Below are 12909 nucleotides of genomic sequence, written 5' to 3'. Positions count from 1 at the left end.
CGGGGAAGATTTGTGGGGAAAGAAAAGCCCGCTATCGGATTTCTCAACGATAACGGGCTCTTACTTTTTAAACTGGCTCCCCGGGCCGGATTCGAACCGGCGACCTGTCGATTAACAGTCGAATGCTCTACCGCTGAGCTACCAGGGATCATCCGCTCGCCGCGGAGTGAGCGGGTAATACAAATGCTGGATCGATTTGCCAAGCGCTTTTTGACAAAAAAATGCACCGGCCTTGATTGATTGTGGAGAAGCCTCCAATTGCAGGGGACTAAACCCCGGAAAACCGGGCTTTGCAGCGGAATGAGCGGTAAATGGCGGAACGGAAATCCAACATGCATTTCGGGATCGATCCTCGCACGGAGGAGATCGTCCTCGGCAAATTCCGCCTGAAGTTGCCGCAATCGCGCTGGCTGCGCAGGACCATCGGCGTCCTTCTCGTCTGCGGCGGCCTGCTCGGCTTCCTGCCCGTGCTCGGCTTCTGGATGGTGCCGCTCGGCCTTCTCGTCCTCTCGCACGATTCCCATTTCGTCCGCCGCCAGCGCCGGCGGCTTGCCGTCTGGTGGGCCGGGCGCCGCAAGGCGGACCGATAACGCCGCCACGTTGCGCAAGGCGAACGGACCTGCTCTAAACGCGAAAAGGGCTTCGGGCAGGGGATGAGCATGGACGTGCTGGTAAAGGCGATCGCGATCGGCGTAGGGGCGACGATCCTCATGGATCTGTGGGCGATCGTCCTGACGGCCGTCTTCGGCCGGCCGAAGCCGAACTGGGCGCCCGTCGGCCGCTGGTTCTGGCACCTGAAGAACGGAACGGTCTTCCACGACGATATCGGCAAGGCCGAGCCCTATGCGCATGAACGGGCGCTCGGCTGGATCGGCCATTATGCGGTCGGCATCCTCTACGGGATAATCCTTGCCGTCATCGTCGGCCCGGGCTGGTTTGCCGCTCCCACCTTCCTGCCGGCCTTCATCCTCGGCATCGTCACGGTGGGCGCCGGCTGGTTTCTCTTGCAGCCGGGCCTTGGCATCGGCGTTGCGGCGTCGAAACTGCCGGATGCCGGCACGGTCCGCGCCCTCAATCTCGTGGCGCACACCGTCTTTGCGGCAGGGCTTTACGGAACGGCGCTCGTTCTTTCCTGAGTGAAGGCAAGACGCCGCATCGCTGCGGCGTCTTGCCCGAAGGATCAATGAGCGGCGGCGACGCCGAGAATGACGCCGGTGGCGATGCTCAGCAGCAGGTAGTTGTTGTCGACCTTCACCCACTGCTGGCCGCGGGAGGGCGTGCGCAGGCCATGGCGCTTGTAGTCGCGCACGGCCGGCCGGCGCTTCCAGTCGGAATAGCGCTCGCCCTTGCGCCAGTGGCGCTGCTTGCGGACTTCCTTCTTGTGCCAGGACGAGGAATAGCCGGGCTTGCGGTCATGGCCGTACTGCTGGGCCTGCGCCATCGGCGCGGCGGCAAACGAAAGGGCGACGGCGGCGAGAAGAGTGCGGGTGAAGAGTTTCATGGGAGGCTTCCTCGTTGTTGATGAGAGGAACCTAGGGCCGGCCCCATGAACCGGAAATGAATACAACATTACATTTTGGTAAGGAAAACAGCCGTTTAGTTCCAAGGCGGAAGCGACGCCGGCAAATCGCAGCGCCCCGGCCGCAGTGGAAACCCCGGCTTTCCGCCGCCGGATGCCCGGGAAAGTGTGGTCTTTCGAAAAAAGGACCGCATTCGGTTCACATGCCCCTTGCGCCCTCTCTCAATTCGTTCTAAACGCCCGGCACCACTCGCTTTTAAAGCAAACGGATGGCCTCGTGGCGGAGTGGTTACGCAGAGGACTGCAAATCCTTGCACCCCGGTTCGATTCCGGGCGAGGCCTCCACTCAAATACCAAAATAATATCAATGCGATAGACGACAAGACAACCGGCAAACTTGCCGGTTTCGTGTTGCATTGTGTTGCAACTCACTTCCCTTGATTTTCAATGGTTTCCTTCCACGCTCGGCAAATCCGTGCGACATGGATTGCAACACGCGACACGCTCTGGCAGCGTGCATTCCATGTTGCCAAATGGTGCCACCCTCCGAAGCATTGCCGATCAATTGAAAGCGCCGGCAGAGTTCGTGCGCATGGTCCTTGGCAACATGACAGGGCTAAAGAGGGATTGCCAAGTCCGTCTGCTACTAACTTCTAGCCCACGGTATCCAGATTATCAGATTGAAGATTTCATCTATGATGAAGTTGACGGCGAGGAGTTGAGGATCCCATTCCCGGTGAAGATCGTGCGTGGCCGTACGCACCAAGAACTGGACTATGAACACGAACCCGCTCCCGATGCATGGTCAGGCGAAGCCATGCATTTCTCTGAAGTCCAAGCACTTCTCGGGGGCCTACGTTCATTACGCCCCGCTTGACTCTGGCGTGCGCCCTGCCAGTGTACTCACCTTCAAGGGGAATGTTCTGGAGGGGATATGAGCACCATCGAAGAGAGCCTTCGCGCGATTGCCGAACGCGTCAAATCGCATTCAAGCACCATGGCAACCGAAGAAGCCGTCAAGACCGCAGTTGTCCTGCCATTTCTACGATCCCTCGGCTATGACGTCTTCGATCCGACTGAAGTAGTGCCGGAATTCACCGCTGATGCGGTAGGCAAGAAGGGCGAGAAGGTTGATTACGCCATCAAGATCGACGGCGATATTCGCATACTAATCGAGTGCAAGCCGATTTCCGTGCAACTTGAAAAGAAGCATTTGGATCAGCTTTTCCGGTACTTTACCGTCACGAACGCGAAGTTTGCGATTCTGACAAACGGTCGGACCTTCAATTTCTACACTGACTTGGAAGCAGCCAATAAGCTCGATACCAGGCCCTTCTTCGTCTTCGATGTGACAGACTTCAATGCAGGAATTCTCGCAGAACTTCGGAAGTTCGAGAAGGGTTCGTTCGACGTTTCTGCGATTTTGGCCACGGCGGAACGGCTGAAATATACCTCAGGCGTAAAGCAGGAAATCGCCAAGCTAATCGAAGAACCGACCGAGGAGTTCGTGCGGATCGTATCTCGCAATGTCTATGAGGGGCAGATGCGAGCCCAGGTGAAAGAGATGTTCACGGGCATCGTCAGAGCCGCGTTTCGAGAAGTAATTATGGATTCCGTGAAAAGCCGCCTTTCAAGCGCACTTGCTGATACGCAGGAGGTCATTGAAAAAATCGATGATCCTGCCGACGACGAACCGGATGTGGTTACCACCGATGAAGAGCGTGAAGGCTACATGATTGTTAAGGCTATCGTCCGCGATACGATCAGCCCCAAGCGAGTGGCAATGAGAGACGCGAAATCTTACTGCGCCGTATTGATCGACAACAATAACCGTCGTCCGTTGGCGCGCTTGTGGTTCAACAGGGCCGTCAAATACATTGGTCTCTTCGACGGTGATAACGAGGATCGCGTCATTATCGACTCGCTCGATCACATCTACGATCATGCAGAGCGTCTAAGGGAAACAGCAAAGCGATACGCCGCCCCCTCTTAACTGCAAAGCCGGAATACGAGGGCCGTTTATTGTGGCAACTTCCCACATTATGCGGCCTTCGCTTCCTTCGCCATCCGCATGAACCGCTGCGCCTGGCTGTAGGAAATCCCGCTCTTCTCCTCCACCCACAAACGGAAATGGCCGTGGGGCAGTTTGCGCTTGACCTGTAGGAGTTCGGCACCCAAAGCGGCCATCTTGTTTTCCGGCACCCGCTCATAGGGCCGTGGGAGCCGCATAGGCGCGTTCTCTGGTTTGGGCGGGCTGAATGCCTCCGGGCTGTAAAGGCGCTTGTGTGCCTCCCTGGCGGCGTTCTGGTGGGAAACGGACAGGTCTTGGAACTGGCGCACCGTCATGCCGAGACCGAAGGCCAGTTCGGCAATGGACCGTCGCTTCGAGTTCGCCATCTTTCGGATTGCCATTACCTGCCAGTTGTTGAGGTGGCGCATGATGCCAACGCCATCGACATCAATTTCCGTGATCATTCCTAAGCCTCCGAGATTGGCCCTAAATTTCACCTTCCATGATGAGCTTCCCAAGCGTCAGAAGCCCGCCGACTTGCTCGCCGTCTGCACTCTCCCTTTCTCCGAGATTCAGAAGAGCCTCCCCAATTCGGTGCATAGCCACTGTCTTCTCTATCGCACGAAGCTCGTTATCTATCGTGTTTATCTCATCAATCTGCCCCAGGAAACGGTCGACAGACCAATCCATTTCGATAAACTTCAGGGATGAATTGGCAGATACGACAAAAACTTCAACGCCATCAGTTTTTTCACTGCGACGAAATGGGCTGTGGGCAATAGTATTTCGAATTTCTCCGCACTTTCGCGCTCTCTTGACTAATTCGTCAAACTCCTTGGCTTTGGACTCGCTAATGGTGAAGCGTGAAACCAAAGCGCGCAGCGTTTTTAGTTTGTCATCGAATGACATATTCCTGGAGACTACCACTGAAGCTGCAACTTCAAGACCAAGCACCTTTGAAAGTGCTTCGTTAACACCAAGCTCAAGAACCGCAAAGTATCCCATGAACGCGCCCACAAGCGTAAAGGCGCGAATGTCAGGGTCCATCTTCAGAAGTGTTGCCTTAGTTACCATCGTCGCTTCCTCTAGCGCGAAAAGACACTCTTTTAATTATACTGCGTGACGAATACCCACAATTCGAGTTAAGCGAAAAAGTGTTATCTACGTCTCGACAATCCATGAGACTGATTGAAGTAGTTCGCCTGAGTCGATTAGGGGATTGCTCGATCCCTTGAGCGCAATCGTAACAGGGCTATTCGGTGGTGTGGTCAGCGATGCGATACTCGCCTGTATATCACCCTGAATCTTGATGCCGAGCCTTCGAAGGGCCATGCGCTTCGCGTCGGCGGCGCTCGCCCCCCGAACGGCAGCTAGAACGATACGCCGCGCTTCGCTCTTGAGCAGCGCACGGTTCGCCTCTCGCCCGTCGCGCAACGCATCCCGCATAAAGGGACGCTCGGGGATAGGACCGCCCCAACCTCCGCCGGAAGCACCGCCCCTCGTTCCGAATTCTTGGTAGATCGCTTTTTCGATATCGATGGGATTTGTCTCGCCTTTCCAGAAACCCACTCTCACCGAATTGGGGCCGGGAAGCAGTGAGGATATACCCTTAACGCCCTTCCCGCGCTTCTTGCGGATCGCCCGGACAGTAAGCAATCTCGCCTCCCCTAAAGTGCCATTGCCCGCAGCTTGCCGGCGATTTCGGCAAACTGTGCCTGATGAGTGAGCGGCCAAATACCGGATGACGAACCGCCTGAGACCGTCGTTGTCTCAGCCCCGAGCAATTCCGCGAGTTGCGCGAGGAGGTCGTAAACGTTGCCCTCGCTGCCCCGGATCTTGAACTTCCCGTCCTCGCTCATCTCGATAGCGAATTGCCCGTCCGCCGACCGTATTTCCATGTTCGAGGAATTGAAATTCTGGATGGGGTTCCCGACTGGCTCGCCGCCGTCGAGAAAGGCTTGCATGTCCGAGATGTGGAACATTCTGGCATCGCTGCTTTCAAACCCATCATCGCCTTCGTAGGACTCGGTGCTTCGCATCTGGGGGCGGAGGTTCACCTTATCGCCCGGCTTCACTGGATAGGTCATGACGAACCCGCCAACGCGCGGGAAGCGCACCGGCACCTCCAACAACTCGGGAATGTCCACGGCCACGCCATTCACGTTCGGCCTGTAGAGAGCTTTTACCGTCGCCGTTTGAGTAACCGGGTCGAATGACACGATACGGCCGGGCATCTCCCCCCAGATGCTCCCAACCTCGTTCAGGGAGCTTGTGCCGATCACATCGGCTTCCGTGTACGCGACTTTACCCAGATAGCCGGTCATCAATACATCCCCTTGTTGAGAAGGCGAGGCTTGCTGGTGAGAGCGTTGCGAACTGCGTTTTCAGTCTCGCGGCCGGCGGCAGATGCGGCCTGGTTCACTTCTGTGACGGAGACCGACGCTGTGGCCTTCACATTGATGGACCTATCGGCGTTGTCGTTGATGACGGTCTGTGCCGCTCCGTTCATCTTCGCCAGATTCCCCTCCAGGTTTTGCATCTTGAACTTCCAGTCTAGCGCATCCTTGGTGAAGCCGGCCGTGGGATTTTCGGCTGGCCGGTCAACGATACGGTTCCCGTCCATATAGAGGACTTCGCCCGTCTGCTCGATATAGCCGGGCTTGGTGCGCGGATTGTCGGTCGCCTTCTTGTTGTCGCCCATGATGTCTTGGCTGGACAGAAACTCCAGGCCTGCCTTCGCAGCGGTGTAGGCCCCAGCAAAGAGCAACAGAGCTTTCGTCAGCGGACTCAGCGACATGGCAAACAACGCCACGCCGCCGGCCGCCAGCGCCAGTCCAGCCATGCCGCCGAGGGTGCCAACAATCTCGCTGATCTTGTCCGCGTCTATGCCGGTCAGCCCCTCCAGCGATTCCAGGAAGTCACCGATGACGGACTTGCCGCCGCGCATGTAGGTCAGCAGCTCATTGAGCGCCAAATATGCCCCGACAAGCAGCGTCGTCATCGGGAAGAGCCGGACGGCTATCGCACCGACAACCCATTTCAACCACTCCCATGCGCCCTTGTACTTGTTGAGCAGTTCGCCGATGGAGCCGAGGTCGCGGCCCAACGTGACGGCGAGCCGGCCTATGGTGTCAGCGGCCCAGGTGAAGGCCGAGGAAAGGCTTTTCGACCAACGGTCAAGCGTCCCGTCCGCGTCGAGTCTTCCGAGGTAGTCGAGCACGCCGGCCAGCTTGTTTTTAACCGTCTCGAAGAAACCGCCGTCGCCAATCCTCCTTTGAAAATCCGTCCATGTGTCGGCGAGATTGCTCATCATGCCTTCCCATGTTTTCGACTGCCTGAGCATCGCGCCGGAGAAGCGTTTCCCCAAAGTTTCCTGTACGAATTTTCGGATTTCTTCGCTCGTTTTCTTGACAGTCTTCGTCACGGTCTTGCCGTTTTCATCCCAAGAGAAGGTGACTTTGTCCCCGGCCTGGCTCGCCGTGATGCCGAACTCCTTCATGCGCTCGAACGAGTTGGTGCCAGCATCAGCGATCATCTCCACAGCCTCATTGAGCGTCTTCCCCATAGCCGATGATGCATTGCCAAGGTCTTCCATGAGACCGTTCGTCGGATCGAGGCCGTAGGCCCGGAGCTTCACGAACGCTGCAGTCAGTTCTTCGACCTCGTAGGGTGTCCGCTTGGCGAAGTCGCTGATCCAGTCGAGAGCGGCCCGGGCCTTGTCGGAACTGCCCTCCACCGTTTCAAGAGTGGCCTGGAACGTCTCGAACTTCGCGGAGATGCCAATGACATCACCCGGTAGAGATCCGATGGCGCTGCCGAGCTTTGAGAATGCCTGGGTCGCTAGGTTGCCGATGAAAGTGCCGGCTGCGACCCCAAGGACTGAAATGCTTTTCGTAGCGTTATCAAGCCCCTTCTGGAACCGCGTCAGGTTCTGCTCGCCCTCCAGCTTCCAGCCGAGCACCGCATACAGTTCATCTATCGCCGTACCCATATCGGCCTCCTCCTTCCTTATGCCGGGATGCCGGCTGGTGCGACGGGACGCGGCCCCCTGAAACCACCGCGAATGTCGTCGTCGTTGTCGGGGTAGACGCCGGGCTGATCGAGACGGACCTTGGCCAGCGTAGTGATGAAGGTATTGCTCACGCGGGTGACGATCACCGCAAGGGATTGGCCGGGCTCCAGATCGAGACAATGACCCCGGCTGAGGGCTTGGAATATCTCCCGCGCGAAAGGTGCCCGCGCTCGATAGCTGCGCTCCGGGTGGGCCTCGAAGAACGCGAGGTCGGCCGGGTCGGTGTAGGCTGGTGCCGGCTCGCTATCGATTGCGGGAAAGAGCCTCATTCAGTTCCTCCACCGCGATAGGCTTTGTTCAGATCGGCGACCATCTTTGTGTAGGCCTGATCGCAGGCGATCTCCTCGGCGCTTCGCCGATGTTCGCCCACGTTCGCACCGTCAAGGATCGCGTAATACCGCTCAGCCGGCATCCCCGACACGATCACGCCCCGAATGTCGTCATAGAGCGGCAGTGCCATGGCATCGGTGAGCGGCATTCCCTTGACGCTATCCCGCATGGCGCGGCGCTCGGCATCTTCCACCGTAGCAAGATTCTTATGGCCGCTATCGCCGATCCGAAGGTCAGCACCCCCGCGAGCCTGCTTGACGATGGCGATATGATTGGAGCGGATGCCGCGCTGCACGGCGTCGTAAGCCTCGCCGGAGGGCGACTTGCCGGCGGTCCAGTCCAAGGTGCAATCGTACCCCATGGAAAGCTCCCGCTGGCCTTTCTCCACCGCCTCAATCGCAGTTGCGTCGGCCAGGAGCATCGAGACGCGGATGAACTCGCCGTCCCGCGCCACCTCGCCGTCGCTCCAGCCCTTGGCGACGTCGCGCCAGTTGGAAGCGCTGACCGCTTCGTCAGGATGATCGAGGGTGACAGGGCGATGCGCGAAGCTCTGCATGGTATCGGTGCTGAACACCTCGTCGGCCGGCCGGAACACGCGCACCGTTTGCATCTCCGGCTTGCCGACTTCCCACCCGGCGTAGACCTGCACATTGTCGGCGCGAGCGACACGGGCATTCACAGTCATGTATCCGTCGCGGGTGCGGCGGGTGCCGTCGATTGTAAGTTTGTCCTGCAAGCGCATGCTGGCGTCCTTTCGTGAGTGAAGCGGCGACGAGGAACCCGAGGGAGGAGAAGAGCCCATTCCTCGCCGCCGCCCGGCCGGGGCCGATCCGGATCAGTGTTTCCTGTGATAGCTGGTGAGGTCATCGACCATGTTTTGCCACGCCTTATCCGCTGCCTCCCGAGTGCCGGGAGCTGGCGTGCGGCCATGATCCTTCATCACAGCGGCGAATGGATCGACGTTGACGCGGGCCTCCAGCGATTCAAAGCGCTCGTCGACATAAGCCTCCGACCGGCCATCGACTGCGGCGTCACCGAACCTGCGGCGCACTACCTCGCGGCGGATATCGGCGTCCTTGGTGATCTTGGACGCATCAAGGTTCGGCTCGATCTTCCGAACCACCGCGAGGAGCTTGGCGCGAGCATCTGCACGGCGCTGGACTTCAAGCCCCTGTGCATTGACACGCTCGCGCGTTGCCTCGATCTCCCGATTGAGGGAAGCAATCTGTGCATCCTTCTCGGCGATTTCGGCCAGCCGGCGCTTGCTCAGCTCGGTCGCTTCGGCATCGATGCGGGCCGCCTCCTGCTCCATGGCCTGGAGGAAGTAATCCAGCTCTTCCTTGGAGAGGAGTTGGACGGGCGGCTCGGTGCCGTCATAGGTCGGAGTGCGTCCCGCGACCTTCACTTGGCCCCAGGACTTCACCACGGCGTTGATCTGGGCCTTCTTCGCATCGGTCAACCCGGTACGCGGCTCGGTGGACTTATCGCGATTGAAAAACATGTTGATCCTCCTGATCACAAAGCGGACTTCGGCGGCCACACGTAGCCGTGAATGCTATCCGGATCCTTCTTGAACCGCGGTAGCTTCACTGCCCTGCAAAGATCGGGGAGCCGGGTGTCGATGGTGATGCCGAACTCTCGTTCCGCGCCTCTGGCAATCATCTCGGCGCTGAATATCCATTCTTCAGCATCGCGCGCGGCGTTCGCCTTCTTCAGGCGAGATTGGTTGCGAGAAACACGTTCAAGTAGATCAACAATCGCCGCCGCGTGGGTTTCGTAGGCAGCAAGATCCTTTACGAGCTGATCGCGCTCAGCCTTGGCGGCGACATATTCAGCGGCTCGAGCCGCTGCAGCCTCACGACGCTGGGCGGCCTCGTGCAGCGTCGTCAGTTGCTCCGCAGCTACGTCGAGGCGAGTGCTTCGGAAATCGGCGTCCTGCATCGTCTGTCGAGCATCGGCGACGTCAGCGGGACGGAGGCGGGGATCGAGTGCAAGCGTACCGGCGGCCTTGCTTTCTGCCTTCGCTGCCTCGCTGGTCTCCTCTACCTCTCGCAGAAGCTCGGCGAGGGCAGCCGCAGTCATCTCACTGTCGAATGCGTCGGCGATCCGGTCATCGAGGCTACGCGCCTGCCCGATCTCTTCACGAAGGGAAATGACTTTCCCGGCTTCCTTTGCCATGTCGGTCTCCTTTGTTGAGACCGATCAGACCACAGCGCAGCGCGCCCCGGTACTGGAGGAATTTGGAAGTATGTGGAACTATGTGCCGGTTTTACAGCATGTTCGGGTACACCTGCCGCCAATCCTCATCGCCAGCGCCGACCAAGTAAGCTGCGACTGCAGAAGACAATGGCATGTCGCCGATGTGCGCGGCCTCGATGTACGGCATCAGCCTATGCCGGTACGCGCCTTCCGCCTCCAGGCGCTTCCATGTCTCCACACCACCTATGACGGACCTTCGTGTAGCTTCACGGTCGATCTGTATCCAGACAGCGCCGCCGATCACGCGGCGAAACGGTATCAATTCGTCAATGGAAGAAATCGGGCACCGCCGCCGGTAGGCATCGACGTCGAAGTGGGCCGGGAAGTCAAATAGGCTGAACCCGCCTATATGCCGAACATACGGATACAGGTCCGGCCCCTGGCTCGCGCCCCACCGCTCGCTGTCAGGTAGGTCCGGCTCCACCTGTATGAAACCATCGGCGACAATTCGCTTGAAATACTCGGGCTTGGTCGCATGCCACAACCCGCCGGCCAGCTTTTCAGTGATGAAGGTGCCACAATCCATCCAGCAACCTTATCCGAGAGCGTGCCGTCGCAAAAGCGCGTTCACCGCCCCTCTCCACGGGCAAGCGCGCCGAGCACGGCAATGGACCTCTTGAGGTAGAAGGCCACGGCAGGATGCTCCCGCTCGCCTGCCCGGAAGCGCTCAAGCGTTGCCGCCTGACCGTCGATCTTCATCAGCAACGCCGGGGCCGAAACCTGCAGGGGCGAATGCTTCCCGGCCTGCCGGCCGATCCCGTCTCGGTGCGCCCAATCCCTTATCGTCTTGTCCGAAACCCCCGCTAGGTACATGGCCGTCTCGATGCGGATCACCTCCGAGGGCAGCATCGGCACCGGCACCGGACGACCATGCTCGTCCCGGCCGCGCGCGAGGTCGTCTACGAGGAGAAGCGGGGCGTTGGACGCCACCTCGGCCATCTGCTTCATCTGATGTGCTCCAAGGTATAGGTCGATCGGCGGGTGCGAGCCTGTGTCAGCACGCCGGCGACGGCGTTCGCAACGTCATCGTGCGCACCGGGCGCATGGTCGATGGAATCACGTCCTCCACGTGCTGTCCGCCTCTCCAGTCCGCATAGCTGGTTGGTGAGGGTAGGATGATCGAGCAGATCGACTTCGCTCGAGTTGATGAGGGGAAGGAGATCCTTGTAGAGGTCGGATTTCGGCTTTGCGGCCTGCTCATAGCGGATGCCGTGCTTGTGAAACTGCTCCACGGGCCATTCACCGGCATATCGGTCGCCCAGGAGGCTCGATACCCGATACTGCTTCAACAGGTCTGCGAAGTCCTTCACCGTGGCCTCGGGGCTGAACGGAGGTTTGACCTCTCGAATGACATCCAGCATGGCGGAACTCCTCTCCGCATGAGCGATGGCGAGGGTCATGCTGTCTGCCGATCCGCCCGACGGATCCACGAACGCAAAATACTTCTGGCCGGCGACCGGCGCGCGCTCCCTGACATTCAGTGAAACACACGCCTCAACTGCCTCGCGCGATACGAAGCTCTCAATGTCGTTTCGGAAGTCGGCGCCGTACTCTGCCGACGCTTTCGCAGGATCTCGCGCTATCGCCCGGTCGACAACCGACTGCGCCACGGTGGGGTTCATCTCTCGCGTGGCAGCCTTCCATACCAAAGGCTCGCCATCCTTGCCCCAGTAACGCCGGAACGCGTCATAGAGCGCGCCCTTCTTGGCGTATGGCGAGGACATGCAGAGCATCATGGCGTTCGGAATGGTGGCCATGCCCGGACGGATGGCGTCCAGGACCTCAAAGTCCGGCTCGGCGGCATCGTCGGTTCGCCAGAAAGCAATCTCGTCGGCCAGCAAGGCGACGTAGGTGTAACCACGGGTCGATCGGAACGATGCCGTGCCGACCTCGATCGAGACCGAGTTGCTGAGGTCGATGCCGTTCGCCGTCACCTCCGGCTTGAGCATCATCGCCTGCAGCATAGGGATCTTCGTCAACATCGCGCCGATATAGCGGAGGATCACCCGGGCCTGCTTCTTGTCAGCAGCCACGATCATAACCGTGCCGCGCTCGCCCGGCGCCAGATACTGCTCATAGTCGAAGAAGCAGGCCAGATAAACGGCCACCAGGGAGGATACGAAGGATTTCCCGCCTCGACGGCCGATGATGAGCCACGCCTCGCTGGAGGCCTCTGTGGGCGGCTCCTGCCTGCCTGTGTGCCTTCGATAGATTGCCAGCTGCTCGTCGGTCATGGGCAGGCCGAAGAGTGCGGCCAGAAAGGCGAACCATGCCTCGTAGTTCTCACGGTTCTTGAACCAAGGACCGAAGAGCTGCGGTTCCTTGCAGGCCTGCAGGATGTTCATCAAGCGGCCACTCCGCCGCCGATGAAGTCCCTCAGGCTCGGGGCCGATGGCTTGGCCTTGGGCTTTTCGGTGCCCATGGCCTTCAGCACCTTCATCAGAGCGTTGTTCCAGGCCAGATACTGCCGGCTGTCACGCTCCGTCAGGCCGTCTCCTTCCAGCGCCTTCGCGTCCATCAGGGAGATGTGCAGGGTCAACATCGCCGCGCGCTCCACCATGGCTTTCTGTGTCACGGTGAGGTTGCCGCCGAGGTGATCGTGAAGATCGTCACGCACCTTTCGCAACAGGCGTGCTTCCTTGGTGCGTCTGTCGAGCTTCGCGATGGCATCTGGATTCGAGTACGGCCCTATGTCGCCCATTTGCTTTTCATCTCCGA

17 protein-coding genes and 2 tRNA genes are annotated in these 12909 nt (G+C 59.2%); 4 read left to right on the top strand and 15 right to left on the bottom strand.

Translation table 11 applies throughout. The features are described 5' to 3' along the window. Nucleotides 1–73 precede the first annotated feature (73 nt). Nucleotides 74–148: transfer RNA gene (locus HNQ66_RS06415), tRNA-Asn, on the bottom strand. A 163-nt stretch (nucleotides 149–311) separates the two neighbouring features. Between HNQ66_RS06415 and HNQ66_RS06410 the strand changes: the two genes are divergently transcribed. Both HNQ66_RS06410 and HNQ66_RS06405 read left to right on the top strand, forming a co-directional pair. Further along, entirely contained in the window at nucleotides 312–590 is a 279-nt protein-coding gene (locus tag HNQ66_RS06410) for a hypothetical protein (protein WP_184142003.1), read from the top strand. A 69-nt stretch (nucleotides 591–659) separates the two neighbouring features. Further along, nucleotides 660–1136 (top strand): DUF2938 domain-containing protein, encoded by a 477-nt coding sequence (locus HNQ66_RS06405; protein ID WP_184142001.1) that lies wholly within the window; start codon nucleotides 660–662, stop codon nucleotides 1134–1136. 44 nt (nucleotides 1137–1180) lie between these two features. Here the strand turns inward: HNQ66_RS06405 and HNQ66_RS06400 are convergent, their stop codons facing one another. After that, nucleotides 1181–1501, bottom strand: coding sequence for an RcnB family protein (locus HNQ66_RS06400; protein WP_184141999.1), 321 nt, complete (start codon nucleotides 1499–1501; stop codon nucleotides 1181–1183). Between the two features lie 289 nt (nucleotides 1502–1790). Here HNQ66_RS06400 and HNQ66_RS06395 point away from each other — a divergent pair. Both HNQ66_RS06395 and HNQ66_RS06390 read left to right on the top strand, forming a co-directional pair. Next, nucleotides 1791–1864 (top strand) — tRNA-Cys (locus tag HNQ66_RS06395). A gap of 589 nt (nucleotides 1865–2453) precedes the next feature. Beyond that, a complete protein-coding gene (locus HNQ66_RS06390) occupies nucleotides 2454–3512 on the top strand; it encodes a type I restriction endonuclease (RefSeq protein ID WP_184141997.1) in 1059 nt (352 codons plus the stop codon). Between the two features lie 47 nt (nucleotides 3513–3559). On the opposite strand, the gene HNQ66_RS06385 is transcribed toward HNQ66_RS06390, so the two are convergent. The 13 genes from HNQ66_RS06385 to HNQ66_RS06325 form a co-directional block, all read right to left on the bottom strand. After that, a complete protein-coding gene (locus HNQ66_RS06385; protein ID WP_210308690.1) occupies nucleotides 3560–3994 on the bottom strand; it encodes a DUF3102 domain-containing protein in 435 nt (144 codons plus the stop codon). A gap of 22 nt (nucleotides 3995–4016) precedes the next feature. Beyond that, a complete protein-coding gene (locus tag HNQ66_RS06380; protein WP_184141995.1) occupies nucleotides 4017–4604 on the bottom strand; it encodes a hypothetical protein in 588 nt (195 codons plus the stop codon). A gap of 87 nt (nucleotides 4605–4691) precedes the next feature. Next, nucleotides 4692–5186: a hypothetical protein gene (locus HNQ66_RS06375; RefSeq protein WP_184141993.1), complete on the bottom strand. Its 495-nt coding sequence runs from the start codon at nucleotides 5184–5186 to the stop codon at nucleotides 4692–4694. An 11-nt stretch (nucleotides 5187–5197) separates the two neighbouring features. Further along, entirely contained in the window at nucleotides 5198–5854 is a 657-nt protein-coding gene (locus tag HNQ66_RS06370; RefSeq protein ID WP_184141991.1) for a Gp138 family membrane-puncturing spike protein, read from the bottom strand. After that, entirely contained in the window at nucleotides 5854–7521 is a 1668-nt protein-coding gene (locus HNQ66_RS06365; protein ID WP_184141989.1) for a tape measure protein, read from the bottom strand. Before HNQ66_RS06365 ends, HNQ66_RS06370 begins: the two co-directional genes overlap by 1 nt. 17 nt (nucleotides 7522–7538) lie before the next feature. Then, nucleotides 7539–7871 (bottom strand): hypothetical protein, encoded by a 333-nt coding sequence (locus tag HNQ66_RS06360; protein WP_184141987.1) that lies wholly within the window; start codon nucleotides 7869–7871, stop codon nucleotides 7539–7541. After that, complete coding sequence (locus HNQ66_RS06355) at nucleotides 7868–8674, bottom strand: DUF2213 domain-containing protein (protein WP_184141986.1); 807 nt, start codon at nucleotides 8672–8674, stop codon at nucleotides 7868–7870. Before HNQ66_RS06355 ends, HNQ66_RS06360 begins: the two co-directional genes overlap by 4 nt. 93 nt (nucleotides 8675–8767) lie before the next feature. Continuing rightward, on the bottom strand, nucleotides 8768–9433 hold the full coding sequence (locus tag HNQ66_RS06350) for a hypothetical protein (RefSeq protein ID WP_184141984.1): 666 nt from the start codon (nucleotides 9431–9433) through the stop codon (nucleotides 8768–8770). Nucleotides 9434–9447: 14 nt separating this feature from the next. Beyond that, nucleotides 9448–10110, bottom strand: a complete 663-nt coding sequence (locus tag HNQ66_RS06345) for a hypothetical protein (RefSeq protein ID WP_184141982.1) — start codon at nucleotides 10108–10110, stop codon at nucleotides 9448–9450. A gap of 91 nt (nucleotides 10111–10201) precedes the next feature. Continuing rightward, nucleotides 10202–10717, bottom strand: a complete 516-nt coding sequence (locus HNQ66_RS06340) for a hypothetical protein (RefSeq protein ID WP_184141980.1) — start codon at nucleotides 10715–10717, stop codon at nucleotides 10202–10204. Between the two features lie 41 nt (nucleotides 10718–10758). Then, nucleotides 10759–11139: a hypothetical protein gene (locus HNQ66_RS06335; RefSeq protein ID WP_184141978.1), complete on the bottom strand. Its 381-nt coding sequence runs from the start codon at nucleotides 11137–11139 to the stop codon at nucleotides 10759–10761. Further along, complete coding sequence (locus tag HNQ66_RS06330) at nucleotides 11136–12536, bottom strand: hypothetical protein (protein WP_184141976.1); 1401 nt, start codon at nucleotides 12534–12536, stop codon at nucleotides 11136–11138. Before HNQ66_RS06330 ends, HNQ66_RS06335 begins: the two co-directional genes overlap by 4 nt. Further along, the gene (locus tag HNQ66_RS06325) at nucleotides 12536–12892 is read right to left on the bottom strand and encodes a hypothetical protein (protein WP_184141974.1); all 357 of its coding nucleotides are present in this window, start codon (nucleotides 12890–12892) and stop codon (nucleotides 12536–12538) included. Before HNQ66_RS06325 ends, HNQ66_RS06330 begins: the two co-directional genes overlap by 1 nt. Nucleotides 12893–12909: the final 17 nt, after the last annotated feature.

Source organism: Shinella fusca (genome assembly GCF_014203155.1).
Taxonomy (GTDB): Bacteria; Pseudomonadota; Alphaproteobacteria; order Rhizobiales; family Rhizobiaceae; genus Shinella; species Shinella fusca.
The sequence above is the reverse complement of the archived record's forward strand: the minus strand, read 5'-3'. Positions and strand labels throughout refer to the sequence as shown.

Excerpts from the sequence above, each read along its gene's own strand:
- HNQ66_RS06410 (WP_184142003.1), top strand. The coding sequence starts at position 312 with ATGGCGGAACGGAAATCCAACATGCATTTCGGGATCGATCCTCGCACG.
- HNQ66_RS06405 (WP_184142001.1), top strand. The coding sequence starts at position 660 with ATGGACGTGCTGGTAAAGGCGATCGCGATCGGCGTAGGGGCGACGATC.
- HNQ66_RS06400 (WP_184141999.1), bottom strand. The coding sequence starts at position 1,501 with ATGAAACTCTTCACCCGCACTCTTCTCGCCGCCGTCGCCCTTTCGTTT.
- HNQ66_RS06390 (WP_184141997.1), top strand. The coding sequence starts at position 2,454 with ATGAGCACCATCGAAGAGAGCCTTCGCGCGATTGCCGAACGCGTCAAA.
- HNQ66_RS06385 (WP_210308690.1), bottom strand. The coding sequence starts at position 3,994 with ATGATCACGGAAATTGATGTCGATGGCGTTGGCATCATGCGCCACCTC.
- HNQ66_RS06380 (WP_184141995.1), bottom strand. The coding sequence starts at position 4,604 with ATGGTAACTAAGGCAACACTTCTGAAGATGGACCCTGACATTCGCGCC.
- HNQ66_RS06370 (WP_184141991.1), bottom strand. The coding sequence starts at position 5,854 with ATGACCGGCTATCTGGGTAAAGTCGCGTACACGGAAGCCGATGTGATC.
- HNQ66_RS06365 (WP_184141989.1), bottom strand. The coding sequence starts at position 7,521 with ATGGGTACGGCGATAGATGAACTGTATGCGGTGCTCGGCTGGAAGCTG.
- HNQ66_RS06360 (WP_184141987.1), bottom strand. The coding sequence starts at position 7,871 with ATGAGGCTCTTTCCCGCAATCGATAGCGAGCCGGCACCAGCCTACACC.
- HNQ66_RS06355 (WP_184141986.1), bottom strand. The coding sequence starts at position 8,674 with ATGCGCTTGCAGGACAAACTTACAATCGACGGCACCCGCCGCACCCGC.
- HNQ66_RS06350 (WP_184141984.1), bottom strand. The coding sequence starts at position 9,433 with ATGTTTTTCAATCGCGATAAGTCCACCGAGCCGCGTACCGGGTTGACC.
- HNQ66_RS06345 (WP_184141982.1), bottom strand. The coding sequence starts at position 10,110 with ATGGCAAAGGAAGCCGGGAAAGTCATTTCCCTTCGTGAAGAGATCGGG.
- HNQ66_RS06340 (WP_184141980.1), bottom strand. The coding sequence starts at position 10,717 with ATGGATTGTGGCACCTTCATCACTGAAAAGCTGGCCGGCGGGTTGTGG.
- HNQ66_RS06335 (WP_184141978.1), bottom strand. The coding sequence starts at position 11,139 with ATGAAGCAGATGGCCGAGGTGGCGTCCAACGCCCCGCTTCTCCTCGTA.
- HNQ66_RS06330 (WP_184141976.1), bottom strand. The coding sequence starts at position 12,536 with ATGAACATCCTGCAGGCCTGCAAGGAACCGCAGCTCTTCGGTCCTTGG.
- HNQ66_RS06325 (WP_184141974.1), bottom strand. The coding sequence starts at position 12,892 with ATGGGCGACATAGGGCCGTACTCGAATCCAGATGCCATCGCGAAGCTC.